This is a genomic window from Pseudomonas sp. BRG-100, assembly GCF_000737955.1.
Classification (GTDB): domain Bacteria; phylum Pseudomonadota; class Gammaproteobacteria; order Pseudomonadales; family Pseudomonadaceae; genus Aquipseudomonas; species Aquipseudomonas synxantha_A.
In genome coordinates, this window is record NZ_JPRX01000001.1 from 339,670 (window position 1) to 359,972 (window position 20,303).

Annotated in this window: 13 protein-coding genes and 1 pseudogene; 7 read left to right on the top strand and 7 right to left on the bottom strand. The window is 59.9% G+C overall.

Going from position 1 to position 20,303, the window contains the following annotated elements:
• The first annotated feature begins 16 nt into the window (after positions 1 to 16).
• The gene (locus JH25_RS25265) at positions 17 to 2,221 is read left to right on the top strand and encodes a GAF domain-containing hybrid sensor histidine kinase/response regulator (protein ID WP_032875724.1); all 2,205 of its coding nucleotides are present in this window, start codon (positions 17 to 19) and stop codon (positions 2,219 to 2,221) included.
• 36 nt (positions 2,222 to 2,257) lie between these two features.
• Here the strand turns inward: JH25_RS25265 and JH25_RS0126745 are convergent.
• From JH25_RS0126745 to JH25_RS25250, 4 genes and pseudogenes are all read right to left on the bottom strand, one after another.
• Positions 2,258 to 2,965 (bottom strand): annotated as a pseudogene (locus tag JH25_RS0126745) (GGDEF domain-containing protein); the annotation flags it as partial.
• Positions 2,966 to 3,016: 51 nt separating this feature from the next.
• A complete protein-coding gene (glgB, locus tag JH25_RS25260) occupies positions 3,017 to 5,254 on the bottom strand; it encodes a 1,4-alpha-glucan branching protein GlgB (RefSeq protein WP_032875727.1) in 2,238 nt (745 codons plus the stop codon).
• Positions 5,251 to 8,598, bottom strand: coding sequence for a maltose alpha-D-glucosyltransferase (gene treS, locus JH25_RS25255; RefSeq protein ID WP_032875730.1), 3,348 nt, complete (start codon positions 8,596 to 8,598; stop codon positions 5,251 to 5,253). Before treS ends, glgB begins: the two co-directional genes overlap by 4 nt.
• Positions 8,599 to 8,746: 148 nt before the next feature.
• Positions 8,747 to 10,741: an alpha-1,4-glucan--maltose-1-phosphate maltosyltransferase gene (locus tag JH25_RS25250; RefSeq protein ID WP_032875733.1), complete on the bottom strand. Its 1,995-nt coding sequence runs from the start codon at positions 10,739 to 10,741 to the stop codon at positions 8,747 to 8,749.
• 204 nt (positions 10,742 to 10,945) lie between these two features.
• Here JH25_RS25250 and JH25_RS28525 point away from each other — a divergent pair, with 204 nt between their 5' ends.
• Positions 10,946 to 11,104: a hypothetical protein gene (locus JH25_RS28525; RefSeq protein WP_164699486.1), complete on the top strand. Its 159-nt coding sequence runs from the start codon at positions 10,946 to 10,948 to the stop codon at positions 11,102 to 11,104.
• A gap of 188 nt (positions 11,105 to 11,292) precedes the next feature.
• Positions 11,293 to 12,300 (top strand): M10 family metallopeptidase C-terminal domain-containing protein, encoded by a 1,008-nt coding sequence (locus JH25_RS28530; RefSeq protein ID WP_164699487.1) that lies wholly within the window; start codon positions 11,293 to 11,295, stop codon positions 12,298 to 12,300.
• 10 nt (positions 12,301 to 12,310) lie between these two features.
• Here the strand turns inward: JH25_RS28530 and JH25_RS25240 are convergent, their stop codons facing one another.
• A complete protein-coding gene (locus tag JH25_RS25240) occupies positions 12,311 to 12,802 on the bottom strand; it encodes an MgtC/SapB family protein (RefSeq protein WP_005788557.1) in 492 nt (163 codons plus the stop codon).
• A 118-nt stretch (positions 12,803 to 12,920) separates the two neighbouring features.
• Between JH25_RS25240 and JH25_RS25235 the strand changes: the two genes are divergently transcribed.
• The 4 genes from JH25_RS25235 (at position 12,921) to JH25_RS25220 (ending at position 17,230) form a co-directional block, all read left to right on the top strand.
• On the top strand, positions 12,921 to 13,160 hold the full coding sequence (locus JH25_RS25235; RefSeq protein ID WP_005788559.1) for a DUF3203 family protein: 240 nt from the start codon (positions 12,921 to 12,923) through the stop codon (positions 13,158 to 13,160).
• A gap of 184 nt (positions 13,161 to 13,344) precedes the next feature.
• Positions 13,345 to 14,754, top strand: a complete 1,410-nt coding sequence (ccoG, locus tag JH25_RS25230; protein ID WP_032875737.1) for a cytochrome c oxidase accessory protein CcoG — start codon at positions 13,345 to 13,347, stop codon at positions 14,752 to 14,754.
• Between the two features lie 533 nt (positions 14,755 to 15,287).
• Positions 15,288 to 16,697: a GntR family transcriptional regulator MpaR gene (gene mapR, locus JH25_RS25225; protein ID WP_005788562.1), complete on the top strand. Its 1,410-nt coding sequence runs from the start codon at positions 15,288 to 15,290 to the stop codon at positions 16,695 to 16,697.
• 77 nt (positions 16,698 to 16,774) lie between these two features.
• Positions 16,775 to 17,230 carry a hypothetical protein gene (locus JH25_RS25220; RefSeq protein ID WP_032875740.1) on the top strand — a complete coding sequence of 152 codons (456 nt, stop codon included), beginning with the start codon at positions 16,775 to 16,777 and terminating at the stop codon, positions 17,228 to 17,230.
• An 8-nt stretch (positions 17,231 to 17,238) separates the two neighbouring features.
• On the opposite strand, the gene JH25_RS25215 is transcribed toward JH25_RS25220, so the two are convergent.
• Together JH25_RS25215 and JH25_RS25210 are read right to left on the bottom strand one after the other, a co-directional pair.
• Positions 17,239 to 17,985, bottom strand: coding sequence for an SDR family oxidoreductase (locus JH25_RS25215; protein WP_032875743.1), 747 nt, complete (start codon positions 17,983 to 17,985; stop codon positions 17,239 to 17,241).
• Positions 17,986 to 18,039: 54 nt separating this feature from the next.
• Positions 18,040 to 20,136: a putative bifunctional diguanylate cyclase/phosphodiesterase gene (locus tag JH25_RS25210; RefSeq protein WP_032875746.1), complete on the bottom strand. Its 2,097-nt coding sequence runs from the start codon at positions 20,134 to 20,136 to the stop codon at positions 18,040 to 18,042.
• Positions 20,137 to 20,303: the final 167 nt, after the last annotated feature.

A 20,303-nucleotide genomic window follows, 5' to 3' on the forward strand; every position in this document is an offset into this window, starting at 1 on the left:
ATAAGGTGTTGACCCCATGATGAATTGGCTGCAAGGCAACGGCGACATGGCCGAGCGGGTCCGCCAGCATGATTGGGCCAGTACGCCCCTCGGCCCGCTGGAGCAGTGGTCCGATGTATTGAAGACCACCGTCGCGCTGTGCTTCGCTTCCAGGTTTCCCCAGGCCATTGTTTGGGGGCCTGAGTTGATTACGCTCTACAACGATGCATTCCGGCCGATTCTGGGCAACAAGCCGGAGGCACTGGGCCGCCCTTTCAGCGAGGTGTGGCACGAGGCCTGGAGCGAGATAAGCCCCATCGCCAGCGCGGCGTTCGACGGTCATGCCACCTATATTGAAAACTTCCCGCTGATGCTCAAGCGCAATGGCGCGCCGGAACAGGCGTATTTCACTTTTTGCTACAGCCCTATCCGCGACTCCCGAGGCAACGTGGTGGGCATGCTCGATACGGTGACCGAGACCACCTCCACCGTATTCCTCGCCCGTCGCCTGGCGGTGCTGGATGCCATCGGCAACGCCGTGGCCAGCGCCACCGACGCCGAAGCCATCATGACATCGACCACCCAACTGCTGGCGCAACACCTGCAAGTGTCGATTTGCGCCTATGCCGATATGGATGAGGATGAAGATGGCTTCACTATCCGTGGCGACTGGGCGGCGCAGGGCTCACCCAGCATCATCGGCCACTACAGCCTGGCGGCGTTCGGCGAACGCGCGGTGAGGGCTCTGCGTGCCGGTCAGCCCCTGGTGATCCGCGATAACCTGATCGAACTGCCCGCCGATGAGTCGGCAACCTTCCAGGCGCTGGGCGTCACGGCTACCATCTGCGTGCCGCTGATCAAGGATGGACGTCTCACGGCGCTGATGGCCGTGCATGACAAACAGCCCCGCTACTGGTCGCCCTACGATCTGGCGTTGTTGGGTGAAGTGACCGAACGGTCCTGGGCGCACATCGAGCGCGTGCGCGCCGATGCCGCCGTACGCGAGGGTTTGGCGGCCTACACCGAACTCAACGCCACACTGGAGCAGCGCGTGGAAGAACGCACCCTCGCGCTGGCCCAGGCCGAGGCCGCGCTGCGCCAGTCACAGAAGCTTGAAGCCATCGGCCAACTGACCGGCGGCGTCGCCCATGACTTCAACAACCTGCTGACCATCATTCGCTCGTCAGTGGACTTCCTGCGCCAACCGAACTTGTCGCAAGAGCGTCGCCAGCGCTACATGAGCGTCGTCTCCGACACCGTGGAGCGGGCCAGTAAACTCACCAGCCAATTGCTTGCCTTCGCCCGTCGCCAGCCGTTGAACCCGCAGGTATTGGATGTCAGCCAGCGGGTACGCAACATCGGCGAGATGCTTGAAAGTGTCACCGGCGCCCGCATTCATGTACAGGTGCAGTTGCCCGATCAGCCGTGCTACGCACGCATTGACCCCAGCCAGCTCGAAACCGCGCTGCTCAACATCGCACTCAATGCTCGCGACGCAATGGACGGCCAGGGCACCCTGACCCTCAAGGTCGCTACACAGCAAGCGCTGCCGCGCATCCGTGGTGACGCCGAGTCGCGCCTGCCGTACATCAGCATCTCTCTGACCGACACCGGCACCGGTATTGCCGGCGACACCATCGACCGTATCTTCGAGCCGTTCTTCACCACCAAGGCCGTTGGCAAAGGCACCGGGCTGGGCCTGTCGCAAGTCTTCGGCTTTGCCAAACAGTCGGGCGGCAACATCGATGTGGCAAGTACCCTCGGCCAGGGCACTGTGTTCACCTTGTATTTGCCCCAAGTGGAAGGCGAACCCGCCCCGCAGCAGGACGAACAGGAGCAACTTGTACCGCCGCAGGAGGCTGCCCAACGGCATGTTCTGATCGTGGAAGACAACCTGGAAGTGGGACGTTTCGCCAGCCAGATCCTCAAGGACCTGGGCTACAAGACCACTTGGGCGACCAATGCCGAGCAGGCACTGGCCCTCGCTGGCAACGACGCCCGAGCTTTCGACGCGATTTTTTCGGATGTGGTCATGCCGGGGATGACCGGCGTTGCGATGGCCAGACTGCTGCGTGAGCGGCGTCTGGACCTGCCGGTGGTACTTGTCTCAGGCTACAGCGAAGAGCTGGCGGACAGCGGTTATGAGGGGTTTGAGTTCCTCGCCAAACCCTACTCCGCCGAACAGGTCGCCAGGGCGTTGGTGAGGGCGATGTCCAAGGATCAGACCGCTACAGCCACCTGATCAAGACCTTGAGCCTTAGCGGTGCAGGTCTTCAAACCCGTCGCGCTCATCGGTTTGGGCCGCGCGGGTTGAAAGACGGTGTGTACGCTCCATTTGCCGAGTCAGGCGAAAGGCTTTTTCCAGCGCATCGGACAGTTTGCAGGTGGCCGTCACCACAAAGGACGAAAACACCAGCACTGCCAGGGCCACACCCACTTGCATCGGTGCCGGCTGGAACAACAGCCACAGCGTACAGGGCAACAGCACCAACGCCATCGAACTCAGGGTCATGTAGCGATAGGCCGAGTAGCAGGACACCGCACTGACTGACATCCCTACGGTAAAGAGCATCACCAGTACCTGGGACACTCGGTCATCAACCGGCATCACCGCCAGCGCCCCACCTCCCCAGATGCCCGCCGACAACATCAGCGTGATCCAGTAACGCACCTCCCAACGCTTTGGGGTGCGCTTGCTGTCGGGGCAGCGAAACCACTGCACGAACATGTGCAGGCGCAGCAGTGACGAGCAACCCAGCAGCACCAGCCATACCAGAATGATCCGATGATCGAAGCGATCCCAGCACAGCCAGCAAAGCATGGCGGCCCCCAGATAACTGCCGAAGACGGCCGAGAACGACTGGCGAAACAGTTGGTGCAACCGGTCGGTTCGCACTTGCTGCTCGATGATGGGATCCTGATCTTGCCCATGTCCAAGGCTGTTCATGCAATGCGCCTGTGTCGATTGCGACGGCAAAGGCGCCATTGTGGCACCCTGCCAGTATCGGGAACAACTGCATCAGCCAATCCAGCGCCCTTACAGCTCCTGCGGACGCAGAATCAACACACCCAGCGGCGGCAGGTTCAACGACAGCGACACCGGTTGCCCATGACGCGGCTCATCCTGGGTGAACACCTCTCCCCCATTGCCAAAGTTGGAACCGGCGTAAGTGTCCGCATCACTGTTGATCACCTCACTCCAACGCCCGCCGAACGGCACACCAACCGCATAGCCTTCACGCGGCACCGGAGTGAAGTTAGCAACCACCAGCACCGGCCGGCCGTCCTTGCTCCAGCGCAGCCAGGCGTAAACACTGTTGATCGCATCATCGCCAATCAGCCACTGGAAGCCTTGGGGCGCATCATCCTGTTCATGCAGCGCCGGCTCCTCGCGGTACAGGCGGTTCAAATCGCCCACCAGCTTCTGCACACCACGGTGCTCAGGGTATTGCAGCAGATACCAGTCCAGTTGCTGGTCGTGGTTCCATTCGCGCCACTGGCCAAATTCGCAGCCCATGAACAACAGCTTCTTGCCCGGGTGCATCCACATGAAACTCAGATAGGCGCGCAGATTGGCAAACTTCTGCCAGCGATCTCCCGGCATCTTGTCGATCAGCGAGTGCTTGCCGTGCACCACTTCGTCGTGTGAGATCGGCAAGATAAACCGCTCGGACCAGGCATATACCAGGCCGAAGCTCAGCTCGTTGTGATGATGGGCACGGTAGACCGGGTCTTGCTGGATGTAGTGCAGCGAGTCATGCATCCAGCCCATGTTCCACTTGTAATTGAACCCCAGGCCACCTTGCTGGGTAGGCTGGCTGACCCCCGGCCATGCCGTCGATTCCTCGGCGATCACCAGCGCGCCGGGCGCTTCAAGGGCGACCACGTCGTTCAAATGCCGCAGAAAATCGATGGCTTCCAGGTTCTCGCGCCCGCCATGGCGGTTGGGCACCCACTCGCCGGCCTTGCGCGAATAATCGCGGTACAACATCGAAGCCACCGCATCCACCCGTAGCCCATCCACATGAAAATGCTTGAGCCAGTGCAGGGCCGAGGCCAGCATGAAGCCGTGCACTTCCGTACGGCCCAGGTTGTAGATCAGCGTGTCCCAGTCCTGGTGAAAGCCCTCCAGCGGGTTGGCATACTCGTACAGCGCTGTGCCGTCGAACTGCGCCAGGCCGTGGGTATCGGTGGGGAAATGCGCCGGCACCCAATCGAGAATCACGCCGATATCCGCCTGGTGACAGGCATTGACGAACCAGGCGAAATCCTCGGGCGATCCAAAGCGTGCACTCGGGGCGAATTGCGACAAAGCCTGATAGCCCCAGGAACCACCAAAGGGGTGCTCCATGATCGGCATCAGCTCGATATGGGTGAAGCCCAGTTGCTGCACGTAGGGGATCAAGCGCTCCGCCAGTTCACGCCAGCCGTATTGACGGGCGACCTCGCCGGTCTCGTCCAGCTCGCACTGCCAGGAGCCCACGTGCAGCTCGTAGATCGACAACGGCGCCGTGGATTTCTGCTTGTCACCCCGGGCTTGCATCCACTCATGGTCTTGCCAGTCCACCTGCAACGGTGCGGCGACCTTGGAGGCCGTGTCGGGCGGCAGTTGGGTGGCCAGCGCCACCGGGTCGGCCTTGAGCGGCAGGATCCCATGGGCCCCGAGGATTTCGTATTTGTAGGCAGCGCCCGGCTGCAAACGCGGGATAAAAATCTCCCACACACCGGAGGGGTGACGCAGGCGCATCGGATGGCGGCGACCGTCCCAGATATTGAAATCGCCAACTACCGAAACCCGCCGCGCATTCGGTGCCCACACCGCAAAGCGCACACCTTGCACGCCATCGACACTGGTCACCTGGGCCCCCAGGCAACTGCCCAGGTCGCGGTGATTGCCTTCGGCAAATAGGTAAAGGTCCATTTCCCCCAACAGCAATTGACTGAAGCTGTAGGGGTCTTCGGTAATCTGTTCACCGCCCGCCCACTGGATTTTCAACAGGTACGGCTGGCGCGTGCTGAACTGCCCGACAAACAAGCCTGGCACCTGGGTTGCCTCGAGGCTGCCCAGCACTTCACCGCCATCCCGGCTGAGTACCTGAACGCTGAGCGCCTCTGGCAGAAAGGCGCGAATAAACTGCCCGCCCTGCTCGTCGTCATGCGGGCCCAGGATCGAGAACGGATCCGGGTGTTCGGCGCGTACCAGCGCTTCGACGTCCTTGGACGCCGGCAATGCAGTCAACTTGGGCTGCAGCGGTTCTTTATGTGTAAAACTCATGACGTCTCCCCACCGCGTACAGGTTTCGATTTAGGTGTAAGCCCGCTCAGCAAGCCATGCAGCCCTTGCAAGGGCACCGGCAACCAGGTCGGGCGATTTTCCGCTTCGTAGGCCACTTCGTACGCGGCCTTTTCCAGGCTGAACAACGTCAGCGCTGCGTCCTGGCCGTTGGCATCCTGCCAATCATGCGCCAGTGTAGACGTCGCCGTCTGATAAGCCTGAGTAAATGCCTCGCGGGCTTCACTCAGATAGCGATCGGTGACGCGCTTGCGCGCAGTGTTGGCTTGCGGTGTCTGATCCACTGCTTGCACATTCAGGGCCATGGCCGCCGCGTAGTCAAAGGAGCGCAGCACTCCGCTCACATCTTTATAGGGGCTGTGCTTGCCGCGCCGCTCATGCAACGGCCGCGCAGGTTCCCCTTCAAAGTCGATCAGGTACGCGTCGCCCTTGACCACCAGCACCTGGCCCAGGTGCAAGTCACCGTGGACACGAATCCGCAGCCCGCCGACCGTGGCCTTCGCCAACGCCTGGACATGCCCGGCGATGGTTTTTTTGTGTACCAGTAACTCACTGACCAACGCCTGGTCAGCGGGGTTCAACTGGCTTTGATGAAGCTTGAGCAATTGCAGCGCACGCTCGATCTGCGCGCCGACATCCTTGGCCCAGGCCTGAGTATCCTTGGCGGTAGTGATTTGCGGCTTGAAGTCCTTGTCATCCGTTGGCGCACCCAGCACCCCATGCATTTCCCCCAGGCGCTGGCCGAGCGCCGCGGCGAAATCCGCCAGTTCGCCAAGGGCGTTGTAGTGCTGCTCCTGTTCAGAAATGGCCTCGGCCAACTCGTCGCGGATCGCCCGTTCCAGGTTGTTCTGGGTCCAGCTCCAGGCATCGCCCTGGTTGCTCAGGTAGCCCTGGGCAATCATCAGCAGGTTGTCCTGCCCCTGCGCGTCGCGGCGGCTCATAAAGCCCAGCAAAGGCGAGATATTCGGGTAGCCGGCGGCGGTCAGGTAGGCGCTCATTTCCAGCTCCGGGTGTACCCCGGCGCTGACTTTGCGAATCAGCTTGAGCACCAGGCTTTCGCCCACCACCACCGAACTGTTGGACTGCTCGGCAGACAAGTAACGCACCGGCGATTCGTGAGTCAGTTGCAGCCCGGCCAGGTGTCCGGTCGCCTCAAACCGCAGATCGCCCTCACTGGAGTTGAGCACGGTCCCTGCCTGCATGGCCTGGATGACTTCACGGATGAAAGGCTCAAGGCTGAAGGCATCGGTCACCAACCCTACCTGGCGAGTACGTCGCACCCGGGCCAGGGCCAATTGCTGGGGCAAGGCGCTGCTCACCTGATCTTCGCCGAGAAAGCCCAACGGCAGTTGATAACGGCTGACCTGACCGCCGCTGCTGACCTCGACTTCACTGAGCAATACCGGGTGCTGTGGGTCGCCAAAACGTACGCCGTAAGCGATGCGCACGCTGTCGATCGCCGTGTCTTTGCCGGCAAACCAGCGACGTTTGGGCAACCAGGCTGGCAATGAGGTTTGTTCCAGGCTGGTGCGGCAAGGCTCTTCGAGTAATTCTTCCATGCGTTTTTTCAGTACCAGAGTGGTGAAGTCGGGCATGCTCTGCGCCGGTTCCACATGCCAGCTTGGCATCTGGTTTTCCGTCGCCAGCACAAACCAATAAAAGCCATAGGGCGCGAGGGTCAGCAGGAAATTCAGCTGGCCAATCGGTGGAAAGGCATTACCGCCGAGCATCTCCACCGGCACCATGCCGGCGAAGGCAGACAAGTCCAGCTCCGCCGCCTGGGCGCTGCGCGACACATTGGCCACGCACAGGATGATTTCGGTGTGGCCGTCTTCCCCCGTGTATTCACGGGTGTAAGCCAGGATGCGCCGATTGGTCGGCGAGAGCATTTTCAGGCTGCCACGGCCAAAGGCCTTGGACTGCTTGCGCACCGCGAGCATGCGCCGGGTCCAGTTCAGCAACGAATGCGGGTCCTGGGCCTGGGTCTCGACGTTGACCGATTGATAACCGTATTGCGGGTCCATGATCGGCGGCAATACAAGGCTGGCCGGGTTGGCACGGGAGAAGCCGCCATTGCGGTCGATAGACCACTGCATCGGCGTACGCACACCGTCGCGGTCGCCCAGGTAGATGTTGTCACCCATGCCGATCTCATCGCCGTAATACAAAGTCGGTGTGCCCGGCATCGACAACAACAGGCTGTTGAGCAACTCGACACGGCGACGATCACGCTCCATCAGCGGCGCCAGGCGTCGACGAATACCCAGGTTGATTCGGGCGCGGCGGTCTGCAGCATAGTAGTTCCACAGGTAGTCGCGTTCCTTGTCGGTGACCATCTCCAGGGTCAGCTCATCATGGTTGCGCAGGAAGATCGCCCATTGGCAATTGGCGGGAATCTCCGGGGTCTGGCGCAGAATATCGGTGATGGGAAAGCGGTCTTCCTGGGCCAGCGCCATATACATGCGCGGCATCAGCGGGAAGTGAAAGGCCATATGGCATTCATCGCCGTCATCGCCTTTGCGCTCACCGAAATACAGCTGCGTGTCTTCGGGCCATTGGTTAGCTTCAGCCAGCAGCATTCGGTCGGGATAATGGGCATCTATTTCGGCGCGAATCTGCTTGAGGACGTCGTGGGTTTCAGCCAGGTTTTCGTTGTTGGTGCCGTCGCGTTCGATCAGGTAGGGGATGGCGTCCAGACGCAGGCCGTCAATGCCCAGGTCCAGCCAATAGCGCATCACCGACAGTACGGCCTTCATGACTTGCGGGTTATCGAAGTTGAGGTCGGGCTGGTGGGAGTAGAAGCGGTGCCAGAAATACTGGCCGGCGACCGGGTCCCAGGTCCAGTTGGATTTTTCGGTATCGAGAAAAATGATGCGCGTGCCGTCGTACTTCTGGTCATCGTCCGACCACACGTAGAAGTCCCGCGCGGCCGAACCCGGCTTGGCCTTGCGCGCACGCTGGAACCAGGGGTGCTGGTCGGAGGTGTGGTTGATCACCAGCTCGGTAATTACCCGCAGCCCGCGTTTATGCGCCTCGGCGATGAAGCGTTTGGCATCGGCCATGGTCCCGTAGTCGCTGTGCACGCCACGGTATTCGGCAATATCGTAGCCGTCATCGCGACGTGGCGAGGGGTAGAACGGCAATAGCCAGATGGTGTTCACGCCAAGGTCGGCAATATAGTCGAGCTTGGCAATCAGCCCGGGGAAGTCACCGATGCCATCATTGTTGGAGTCAAAGTAGGATTTGACGTGAACCTGGTAAATCACCGCGTCCTTGTACCAGAGCGGGTCTTTGATGAAGGTGGCTGTCTTGGGTTTCTTCGCCATCGGGAACTCCTGAAAACACTAAAGTTCTGCAGACGGAATGCGATCCAGTGTGGGAGCTGGCTTGCCTGCGATAACGGTCTGTCAGTACCTGAAATGGTGGCTGACAAATCGCTATCGCAGGCAGGCCAGCTCCCACAGGGGAACTCCATCAGCCTGGGGAATGGGTGATGCGCCAGATTCCAAAGGGCATCTGCGGTTCAAGCCGTGTCCATTGGGTCTTGCCGTACCAGGTCCAACGGTGGCCGTTCATCAAGTCTTCACCCTGGGTCTGGGCGTCATCCGGCAGGCCCAGCTCCCACAGCGGTAGTTCAAAATGGGCTTCCTGAGCGTTAAAGGGGTCGAGGTTGACTGCCACCAGAATGAAGTTGCTGCCATCTTCGCTGCGCTTGCCGAAATACAGGATGTTGTCGTTCCAGGCGTTGTAGAGCTTGAGCCCCAGGTGTGTGTGCAGGGCCGGGTTCTGCCGACGGATACGGTTGAGTTGGGCGATCTCGGCAATGATGTTCCCGGGGGCGGTGAAGTCCCGCGGGCGGATTTCGTACTTCTCCGAATCCAGGTATTCCTCCTTGCCCGGCACTGGCGCGGCTTCGCACAGTTCAAAGCCTGAATACATGCCCCACAGGCCCGAGCCCATGGCCGCCAGCGCGGCACGAATCAAGAAGCCGGCGCGCCCGGACTGGTGCAAAAAGCCTGGGTTGATATCAGGTGTATTGACGAAGAAGTTCGGCCGGTAGCATTCGCGCCACGGCGGCTGGTTCAATTGCGTCAGGTACTCGCTCAACTCGGCCTTGGTATTGCGCCAGGTGAAGTAGGTGTAGCTCTGGGAGTAGCCGACCTTGCCCAGGCGCGCCATCATCGCCGGAGTCGTAAAGGCCTCGGCGAGGAAGATCACCTCAGGGTATCTGGACCTGACATCACTGATCAGCCATTGCCAGAATGGCAGCGGCTTGGTGTGGGGATTATCGACGCGAAAGGTCTTCACGCCCTCTTCCACCCAACCCACCACAATATCGCGCAGCTCTGTCCATAAGCCCGGAATCGCATCCGCCGCATAAAAATCGACGTTAACGATGTCCTGGTACTTTTTCGGCGGGTTCTCTGCGTATTTAATCGTGCCATCGGGGCGCCAGTTGAACCACCCAGGGTGCTGTTCAAGCCACGGATGGTCCTGGGAGCATTGGATGGCAAAGTCCAGCGCAATTTCCAGGCCGTGGTCGGCAGCGGCTTTGACCAGGCGACGGAAATCCTCACGACTGCCCAGTTGCGGGTGAATCGCCTCGTGCCCGCCCTCCTCGCTGCCGATGGCATAGGGGCTGCCCGGATCATCGGGGCCGGCGGTAAGTGAGTTGTTCTTACCCTTGCGATGGCTGCGGCCGATGGGATGGATCGGCGGGAAGTACAGCACGTCAAAGCCCATGTCGTGGATCATCGACAAGCGCGAGTGCACGTCATTGAATGTGCCGTGGCGAGCCGGATCGTCGGTGATCGAGCGGGGAAACAGCTCATACCAACTGGCGAACTGCGCCGCCTCTCGCTCTACGTCAATCGGGTAGGCGGGGCTGATGCTCAGATAAGCGCGATGATCGGCCTGGGTCATCAAGTGTGCACTGTCTTCGTGCAGGAACAACGCCACCTGCTCGGTTTCCAGCAGGCCCGACAATTCGTGGTGCAGCAACATCAAGCGGTCGCGCAATTCGTTGTCACTGCGCTCGGCGGCCTGCAACACCAGGCTACGGCCCTCCTGCAATTCAAGGCTGACCGGCACCCCGGCCTCGTGTTTCTTGCGCAGTTCATAGCAGAAGCTGGCGAAGGTATCGATCCATGCCTCGATGCAGTATTCATGCGGACCGAGGTGGGCGACGGTGAACGCGCCCTCCCAGCCATTGTTACCGACATCGGTCATGACCACGCTGTGCCAGCTTTCATCCTCCAGCGCGTGCCAGCGGATCAGCACCGCCAGTTTGTCGTGGCCATCGGCGAACACTTTACTGGTGACATTGACGCGCTGGCCGACCACGGCCTTGACGGCAAATTCCCCCTTGTCGATCACCGGCATGGTGCTTTCGATAGCGATCCTGGGTAACAACAGCGCTTGCGACAACGGCAGTGCGCAGCCCTCTGGAGCCAGTATTTCAGCAGTCATCGAGCATCTTCCCCTTACGCCCCGTGGACGCTCTTTGCTTGATCCGAATTCAAGTACGGCGACGCTCTCCCTGAGCAGAGCCGTTTAAAGTCCGAGCCTGGGCGCGCGGCAAAAGTTCAGGTGGATATGTCGCCGCCGGGCGGGGAATCAATTCCCCAAGGCAATGGTCCACCCATAGAGCCAAGCACAAAGGAGGCCACACTGATGAATATCCCAATACCCCCTGAACCCGAAGATCCGAATATCGATGCCCCGCCCTTGCCGCCTTCGGAGCCGACGCCAGCGCCAAAGCAGGAACCCCCTGAAGATGAGCCACCCGCAGCGCAAGAACCGCCCACGACCACGCCGCCGGTCATCGTCTGAGTCACAATGATGGAGGTTCGCTCGGGAGGGGCCAGGCTGTTCTTCAACTCGAGCGAGCCGCAAAAAATCGAACTCTCCTACAGACACTGGGAACAAGCCTGAATGCTCGCGTGACTGCAGGTTTATATATTTACCTCGCACTCAACCCATCTTCCGATGGGAAGTTCTGATCCTATCGCGAGGACACCATGTCGACTATCAACCCTCAGCACTTTTCCCGCACGCAGCCATCGCCACCTGGACACTCCAGCGGCGCCCAAGCTCAGGGCCGGCCCACACAGCAGCAGGTGGACGCGTTGCTCAACGCTGGCCCGAACTGGTCCGTTACGCCCAAGGCACCGGACCGTGCACAGCAATCGCCTGACACGCGTTCCAATCAGACCTCTCCTGAGCAACACGCAGACGCGACGAAACGCGTGAGCGATACTCATACACTATTGACCCCGGAAACAATCAACGCGCTACAGGGCAATCCGGACTCTGCCCAATCTCGTGCGATCAAGTCCGAACTCGAATGGATTTTTCAGCCAGAAAACAGGCGCGCAGCGTTACGTGGGCCCGACGCCAAAGCGAACCGCAAAAAATTTGAAGAGATGAGCGTCGTGCTCAATGCCGGTGCCAGGAACCTGAACTCAGCCAAGCACAAAACAACAGAAGAGGTAATGAATAAATTCGCCTTTAAAAATATCGAGGCCCTGCTCGGGGCATTTGACGGCGACGCCTCGAGCTCTTTTGGCCGTCTCGATAACTCACTCGCAGAGTTAGCCAAAATCAAACAACACTATTCCAGGATGGACTCGACCTATAAAACCTTAAGCAATACCTGCGATTCGCTGGCCAAGGAAAAGCTCGACGCGTCACAAGCAGATGCCACGCCACCGCCATCGGCCTCCGACACTGGCCACGACAGCTCTGCAACCTACAGCTTCCGCTCTGCCAGTGAATCCACACTCGAATCTCCTCAAGAGATCCGGAATTTCAAATCCCAAGACAAACTGAACCTGACCGGCATTCAGAAACAGTTGAACACCCCGCTGCGATGGGTTGAGCGCCGCCCAGAGTCGATCGGGGAGATACAGATTCAATATTCGCCCAATAACAATGTCAGCGTGGTAGTCATTGCTGATGCTCCAGGCAAGCCACCCTTCGTACTGAAGGTGTTTGGTGAGGTGCGCCAAAGCAACATCGTGACCTGATGGCTGGGTATCACTTTTCCACTAACTTGACGATTCTCGGCATGATGCTGAACACCGCCAGGGCCAGCAACGTACTGAGTACCGCCGTCGATTCACGCCCCATGCCCGCCGCCACCCCGATGGCGGCGGTCATCCACAACCCGGCAGCCGTGGTCAGGCCCTTCACATGCTGGCCCTCTTCATCTTCCTTGCCCTTGAGGATAGTGCCGGCGCCAAGGAAGCCGATGCCCGCAATCACCCCTTGAACCACCCGGCTCATGGCGTCTGCCTGGTTGCCGGACATCTGCGGCACCAGCACGAACAGCGCCGCGCCAAGCGCCACCAGCATATGAGTGCGCACGCCCGCCGCCTTGCCCTTGTGTTCACGCTCAAAACCCAGGATGCCACCCAGGATCGCAGCGATCAGCAGGCGCACAGTCACTTGAGTGAGTTGCCGGGCATCGGCGATGTCGGCGAACTCGGCTTGCAGGGTTTGCCACACTTGTTGCCACCAGACGTCCATGGATGCGCTCCTTTTATTATGAGTAAAGAATAGACCGCACAGACCGCCAGTCAGTTGCCCGGAACCCGTGCGCATGGCAGTCGCCTAACGCTGCACAGTTCACAAAACGGAGATCGTCATGACCGTACGCATCGAAAATCATCTGTGCTACTTCACGCTCGACGAAAACGGCCAGGAACAAAGCCTGCCCGCCACCCGGGTGACCATCCTTACCGATCACGACAAAGCCATGTCTTATCTGGAATTGGCGGGTTCTCGCATCTACATCACCGAAGCCGAGGCGGACGCCCTGACGGTTGAAGGCGCCACCGATGGCCGTCAGCATGTGAAGGCCGACGAACCGGGTTCGGTGATTTAATTGATCTGCGTCAGCCCCTTCGATCGATCGCTGCACCTTATTGACGCTGGGGTGCAGCACATTGACGCAGATGGGTACATCCAGCCCATCTGATCCGCTTTATATCGCCATACCTGAGTCTGTTATGCAAACAGCCTGTCGCCCATAGTGCATTGGCCTGATGGAGGCTGATGAGCGAACGACCATGAGCGAACGAATCCCAACCGTGGAAACCTTTGAGCCCATACACCCAAAGAAGGTGAAGGCCAAATCCAGCGATAACCTGATCCATACCCGCAGCTTTACCGGCCTGTTCCGCACCTTGCGTGTCAGTGGAGCGGCTTTGCTGTTCCTGGCCTTTTTCGGCACCGTATGGCTGAACTGGGGTGGGCGCCAGGCCGTGCTGTGGGACCTGGCGCACAGCAAGTTCCACATTTTCGGCGCCACCTTCTGGCCGCAGGACTTTATCCTGCTCTCGGCGCTGCTGATCATCTGTGCCTTCGGCCTGTTTGCGATCACGGTGTTTGCCGGCCGCGTCTGGTGCGGTTATACCTGCCCGCAAAGCTCGTTCACGTGGCTGTTCATGTGGTGTGAAAAGATCACCGAGGGCGAGCGCAACCAGCGTATCAAGCTGCAGGCGGCCCCGTGGAGCCTGAACAAACTCGCGCGACGCTCAGCCAAACATACGCTGTGGCTGGGCATCAGCGTGCTGACCGGGCTGACCTTTGTCGGCTACTTCACGCCCATCCGCCCTCTCGCCGTCGAACTGCTGACCTGGCAAATCGGCGGGGTGAGCTTGTTCTGGGTGCTGTTTTTCACGGGCGCTACCTACATCAATGCCGGCTGGTTACGCGAAGCGGTGTGCATGCATATGTGCCCGTATGCGCGATTCCAAAGCGTAATGTTTGATAAAGACACCCTGACCATTTCCTACGATACCGCCCGCGGCGAACGCCGTGGCCCGCGCAAACGCGAAGTGCAGCCAGCCGATGCAGGGCTTGGTGATTGCATTGATTGCCAGCTGTGCGTGCAGGTTTGCCCTACCGGCATCGATATCCGCGACGGCCTGCAAATGGAATGTATCGGCTGTGCGGCCTGCATTGATGCCTGCGACTCGATCATGGACAAAATGGGCTATGCCCGGGGTTTGGTGAGCTACACCAGTGAACACCAACTGCAGGGTGGCAAGACTCATCTGCTCAGGCCACGCCTGATCGGCTACAGTGCCGTACTGCTGGTAATGATTGCCGCGTTGGTGGTGGCCTTGATTGAACGGCCGATGGTGTCGCTGGATGTCACCAAGGACCGCGGCATGTTTCGCGAAAACAGCCAGGGTTTGATCGAGAACATCTACAGCCTCAAGGTCATCAACAAGACCCAGCAACGCCAGGACTACCGGGTGGAACTAGTGGATGCCGACGGGTTCCAGTTGCAAGGCAAGACCCGGATCAGCCTGGCGCCCGGAGAAATCGTCGATATGCCGGTGTCAGTGGCACTGCTGGCCGAGAAGCCGGCGAGCAGCTCGCAGAGCCTGCGCTTCAAGGTGACAGATGTGGATGAGCCCTGGATCTACAGCGCCGCAGACAGTCGCTTCGTCGCGCCGTTGAACCGCTGACAATCCGCCAATGTGGGAGGGGGCTTGCTCCCGATAGCGGTGGGTCAGAACAGTTTTGGTTACTGACACCCCCTCATCGGGACATAGGTATCTACACAATTTTTTAGGTTGTAGAAGCCGACGGTAACTACGATGCGAAGCGAGCCGCTCTTGATCTTGATCTGTTTTTGATCTTAAGCGCCCCGTCAAACCACGCTGGCCGGAATTCGACAGGGATTCTGGGCCGGCATTCCGGCTTTTCGAAAGTGACCCGCTGTAAGAGCGGAACCATAAGTGGCCGTTACCGCAGCAATGGATATGTACTCGGTATAACTGTGTCGGCTGCCTGGCCGCCTGCGCGAGCAAGCCCGCTCCCACATTTGGATCTCGGAGCATCAGATAGATATGCGCTGGCTGACTGGTCGTCACGGGAGCAAGCTCCCTCGCCACAGGTACAGCGCCGTACCAAAAATGTGTAGATACCTATGCTAATCGTGGGCAAGCTCCCACACACACTTACCCGGCGTACAGACTGAAAACTGTTTAAGGCTGCCATGAAACGCTACGAAAAATTCGCCGATGACATCGCAGAACTGATCCGCTCCGGCGTCCTTGGCCCAGGTCAGCGCGTACCGTCGGTGCGCTATGCCAGCCAGACCTACGGCGTCAGCCCGTCTACCGTGTTCCAAGCGTATTACTTGCTGGAACGCCGTGGCCTGATTCGCGCGCGGCCGCGTTCGGGCTACTTCGTCAACACCCATGCGCCGAGCCCGTTTTCCGAGCCAGTGGTGAGCGAGCAGGTGCATGAGTCCACCCATGTGGACGTCAGTGAATTGGTGTTTTCGGTACTCGACTCCATCAAAGACCCTAATACAGTGCCCTTCGGCTCGGCCTTCCCCAGCCCGATGCTGTTCCCGTTGCCGCGCCTGGCCCGCTCCCTGGCCAGCGCCAGCCGCGAAATGGACCCGCGCCTGGTGGTCACCGACATGTCGCCGGGCAACCCGCAACTGCGCCGACAGATTGCCCTGCGCTACATGGTCGGCGGCCTGATGCTGCCCATGGAGGAGCTGCTGATTACCAACGGTGCCCTCGAAGCGCTGAACCTGTGCCTGCAAGCCGTGACTGAACCGGGCGACCTGGTTGCCATCGAGGCACCGGCGTTCTACGCCTGCCTGCAAGTGCTGGAGCGCCTGAAACTCAAGGCCGTGGAAATCCCGGTGCACCCGCGCGATGGTATTGACCTGAACGCCTTGGCACAAAGTCTTGAGCGCTACCCAATCAAGGCCTGCTGGACCATGACCAGCTTCCAGAACCCCATGGGCGCCACCCTGCCCGAAGCAAAAAAACAGGCGCTGGTAGAGCTGTTGCGCAGCCATCAGGTGCCGTTGATCGAAGATGATGTCTATGCCGAGTTGTACTACGGGCAACACGCGCCAAAACCGGCCAAGGCGTTTGATACCGAAGGGCTGGTGATGCACTGCGGCTCCTTTGCCAAGAGCCTGGCACCGGGCTACCGCGTCGGCTGGGTCGCGGCCGGGCGCTTTGCGCAGAAGGTCGAGCGCCTGAAACTGATGACCTCGCTGTGCCCGTCGATGCCGGCCCAGGCGGCGATTGCCGACTACCTGCAACACGGCGGTTATGACCGGCATCTGCGCAAATTGCGCTATGCCCTGGAAGAACAGCAAAGCGCCATGCTGGCGGCCATCGCCCGCTACTTCCCGGCCCAGACACGGGTCAGCCAGCCGGCGGGCGGTTATTTTCTGTGGTTGGAATTGCCGGAGCAAACCGACTCGCTGAAATTGTTCCAGATGGCCCTGGCCCAAGGCATCAGCATCGCACCGGGGCCGATTTTTTCAGCGACCCAGCGCTTCAGAAACTGCATACGCTTGAATTATGGCAGCCCATGGAACGAAGCCTCGGAAAAGGCCATGGAGACGCTGGGGCGGATAGTGCGGTCTTTTTAACGGCGCGAAACACAGCCCGTGGAACCGTGTGCCATCAGGAACCACCTAGCTATGCCTATCCTCATGTCGAGATCGTCATGCGCATCAACCCTCTTGCGGCATCGACCGCCTATCGGCTTGGCGAAGGTCGCCCTGAAAATAACTGGCTTATTGCGCCGACTGCGCCCGAAGAACCTCCCGTCGGTGACCGTCGTACCACCCGGCAGATCATCAACGCCAATCCTGCGCTCAAGCACCTGTTCAAGCGCCGCGATAGCTACCCGGTGACAGACTTGCTCAAGCGCCGACTGGGGGACTGGACATTCGCCAACCCTGATGCCAAGGCCAGGGCCCACGCGGCCTATAACCTGGCGAGAGTGATTAACGTCCTCGACAATGTGAATGATCGCCGCGTCGGTAACAGCGAACGACACGACGGCAAGATCAATGGCTTTCACAACGCCGGCTATTCCACCCGAAAGAACTCAGAAGCCCGTCTACTTGTAGCATTCGCGGAAAACGGCTACGACGTGCTGCAAAACCTCGGGCAGTAAGCTGCTTTTCAGCGTCCGCCCCCTAGGTCTAAAAAGGTGCCGGTGGCGTATGAGGCCTTGTCCGACAGCAACCAGATAATCGCCTCAGCCACTTCATCCGGACGCCCGCCACGCGCCATGGGGATACCGGACTCCAACTTGCTGACGCGGTCCGGGTCGCCGCTCAGGGCGTGGAAATCGGTAAAGATATAACCAGGGCGTACCGCGTTGACTCGAATGCCTTCACCTGCGACTTCTTTGGACAGACCGAGGGTGAAGGTATCCAGAGCGCCCTTGGACGCAGCGTAGTCCACATACTCACCTGGCGACCCCAGCCGCGCCGCTACCGACGACACGTTGACGATACTGCCACCCTGCCCGCCATGCCGAGGCGACATACGCAGCACCGCGTGCTTGGCGCACAGGATCGGGCCCAGCACGTTGGTCTTCATGATCTTCAGGATACGAAACTCGGACATCTCGTCGACCCGCGACTTTTGCCCCACAGTACCGGCGTTGTTGACCAGCGCCGTGACACGCCCCAATTCGGCATCCACGCGATTGAACAGCGCTATCACTTCATCTTCGATGCTGACATCAGCGCGCACCGCAATGGCCTGGGCGCCGAGGCCGCGCACTTGTTCAAGCACGGCATGGGCAGCCTTCTCGTCCGACTGATAGTTAATGCAGATGCGATAACCTTCGCGAGCAGCCAGCAAGGCCGTCTCGGCGCCAATCCCGCGGCTGCCTCCGGTGATGATGACGACTTTGTCCATGGCTACGGTCTCCTGATTCAACCTGATGGTTAGGGTTGGATCCAAGAATACCCGTCACTGATGGCTTTTGTCAGGCGCTGGCGCATCTTCGCCGGCGAGGATGTTTGCCATGAAATTGTCGGCCGGCAATGGATGCCCCAACAAATAGCCTTGCAAGGAATCACACCCCAGGCGGGTAAGGAAATTTTGCTGCGCATCGGTTTCCACGCCTTCGGCAACGATCCGCAAGTCCAGGGCCTGGCCGAGGGCGACAATGGCCGAGACGATGGCGGCGTCGTCGCTGTCGTGCTCCAGGTCGCGTACAAAGCCGCGGTCGATCTTCAACTCGTTGGCCGGCAGGCGCTTGAGGTACATCAGGCTGGAGTAACCGGTGCCAAAGTCATCGATGGACAGGTCCACGCCCATGTCCGAGAGCTGCTGCAATACCGTCATGCTCGCATCGGCATCGCTCATGGCAGTGGTCTCGGTGATCTCCAGCGTGAGGCTGTTGGCGGGTAATTGGTGGCGCTCCAGAGCAGCCGCAACACTGTTGACCAACCCGGCATGACAGAACTGCAGCGCCGAAAGATTCACGGCGATGCGCCAGCTCTGATAACCCTGTGCGTACCACAGGCTCATCTGGCGGCAGGCTTCGTCGAGTACCCATTCACCGATGGCAATGATCAGCCCGGTTTTCTCCGCCAGCGCGATAAAAGCTGCCGGCAGCAACAAGCCCTGTTGCGGATGCTCCCAGCGCAACAACGCCTCGGCCCCCACGGCAATACCGCTCACCGCATCGAACTTGGGTTGGTAATACAAGCGAAACTCGCCGAGTTCAAGGGCATTGCGCAGGTCCTGCAACAATTGCAGTTGCTTGCGCGCATTGGTGTTCATTGACGCATCGAAGAAGCTGTAGCCGTTCTTGCCCATGCCCTTGGCGTGATACATCGCCGCGTCGGCGTTCATCAACAGCTCCTGGGGGTTATTACCGTTGCCCGGGAACATGGCGATACCGATACTCGCGGAGATTTTCAGCTCATGCTCGGCCACCGTGAAAGCGCGGTTGATCAGACCGACCTGACGCTCGGCCAGGCCCATGGCATCGTCCGGCTGGGTCAATTGCACCAGCAACACGAACTCGTCACCGCCAATACGGGCCAGGGTGTCCTGGCTGCGCAAGTCCTCGCGCAGACGCAGGCCAACCTCGCGCAGCAGTTGATCGCCCATGTGATGACCGAAGGCATCGTTGACCGGCTTGAAGCCGTCCAGGTCGATAAACATCAGCGCAAAGCAACCGCCCTGCTCGTACACCGCCTGAATGCCTTGTTGAATGCGATCCGCCAGCAGTGTGCGATTGGGCAAGCCGGTGAGCATGTCGTGCAGTGCCAGGTGGGTCAGTTCCTGGTTGGCCAGGGTCAAGGAATCGGCGAGTACAGCGGTGCGCGCCTCCAGGCGGGCATCCAGCAAGGAGGTCAACAACGCTATGACCAACACCGCAAGGGAGGTCACCAAGACCAGGTTATCCAGGCCCTTGCCGCTCAAGCCCGTCAGCGCGGCACCGCAGAAACTGTCATCGGCAAACTGCGCCGCGGCCATCCCGGTGTAGTGCATGCCGACAATGGCCACGCCCATCACCACCGCCGCCGCACCCCGCGCCAGGCGCACGTAAGGCGTATTGCGACGCAGGTTGAAGGCGATCCACAGCGCGGCGCCGGAGGCCATTACCGCGATCAACAACGAAGCGCCGAACAAGGTCGGGTCGTAGTCGATACCCGGGGTCATGCGCATCGCTGCCATGCCGGTGTAGTGCATGCTGGCGATACCGGCACCCATCACCAGCGCACCGAACGCCAGTTGCCAGGCCGGCAGACGTGGCTGGCTGACCAGCCATAAGGCGAAGCCACTGGATAACACAGCGATCAACAGCGACAGCGCAGTGATGCCCAGGTCAAACCCGAGGGCAAACGGCAGGCGCAGGGCCAACATGCCGATAAAGTGCATGGACCAGATGCCCACGCCCATGGCTGCTGCGCCGCCGGTAATCCATAGGTAAACGGCACGCCCCTTCGTCGTAGCGATACGCCCGGCCAGGTCCAACGCGGTGTAGGACGCCAGCATTGCAACGCACAGGGAAATCACGACCAGGGAGGTTGAATAGCTACCGATCAACATGGGGCTTCTCGCAGGCAACAGGGCGTAAAAGCCCATGCCGGGTGGCAAAGCGGGCGATTGTAGCGAGAATGATTCTGGGGCAGGTGATTAATTAAGCAGATAGCCATTAGTCATTTTTTGGCGTCAATCTGCTGGCTTAATGCGGGTGTTTTTCAATACCTGTGGAA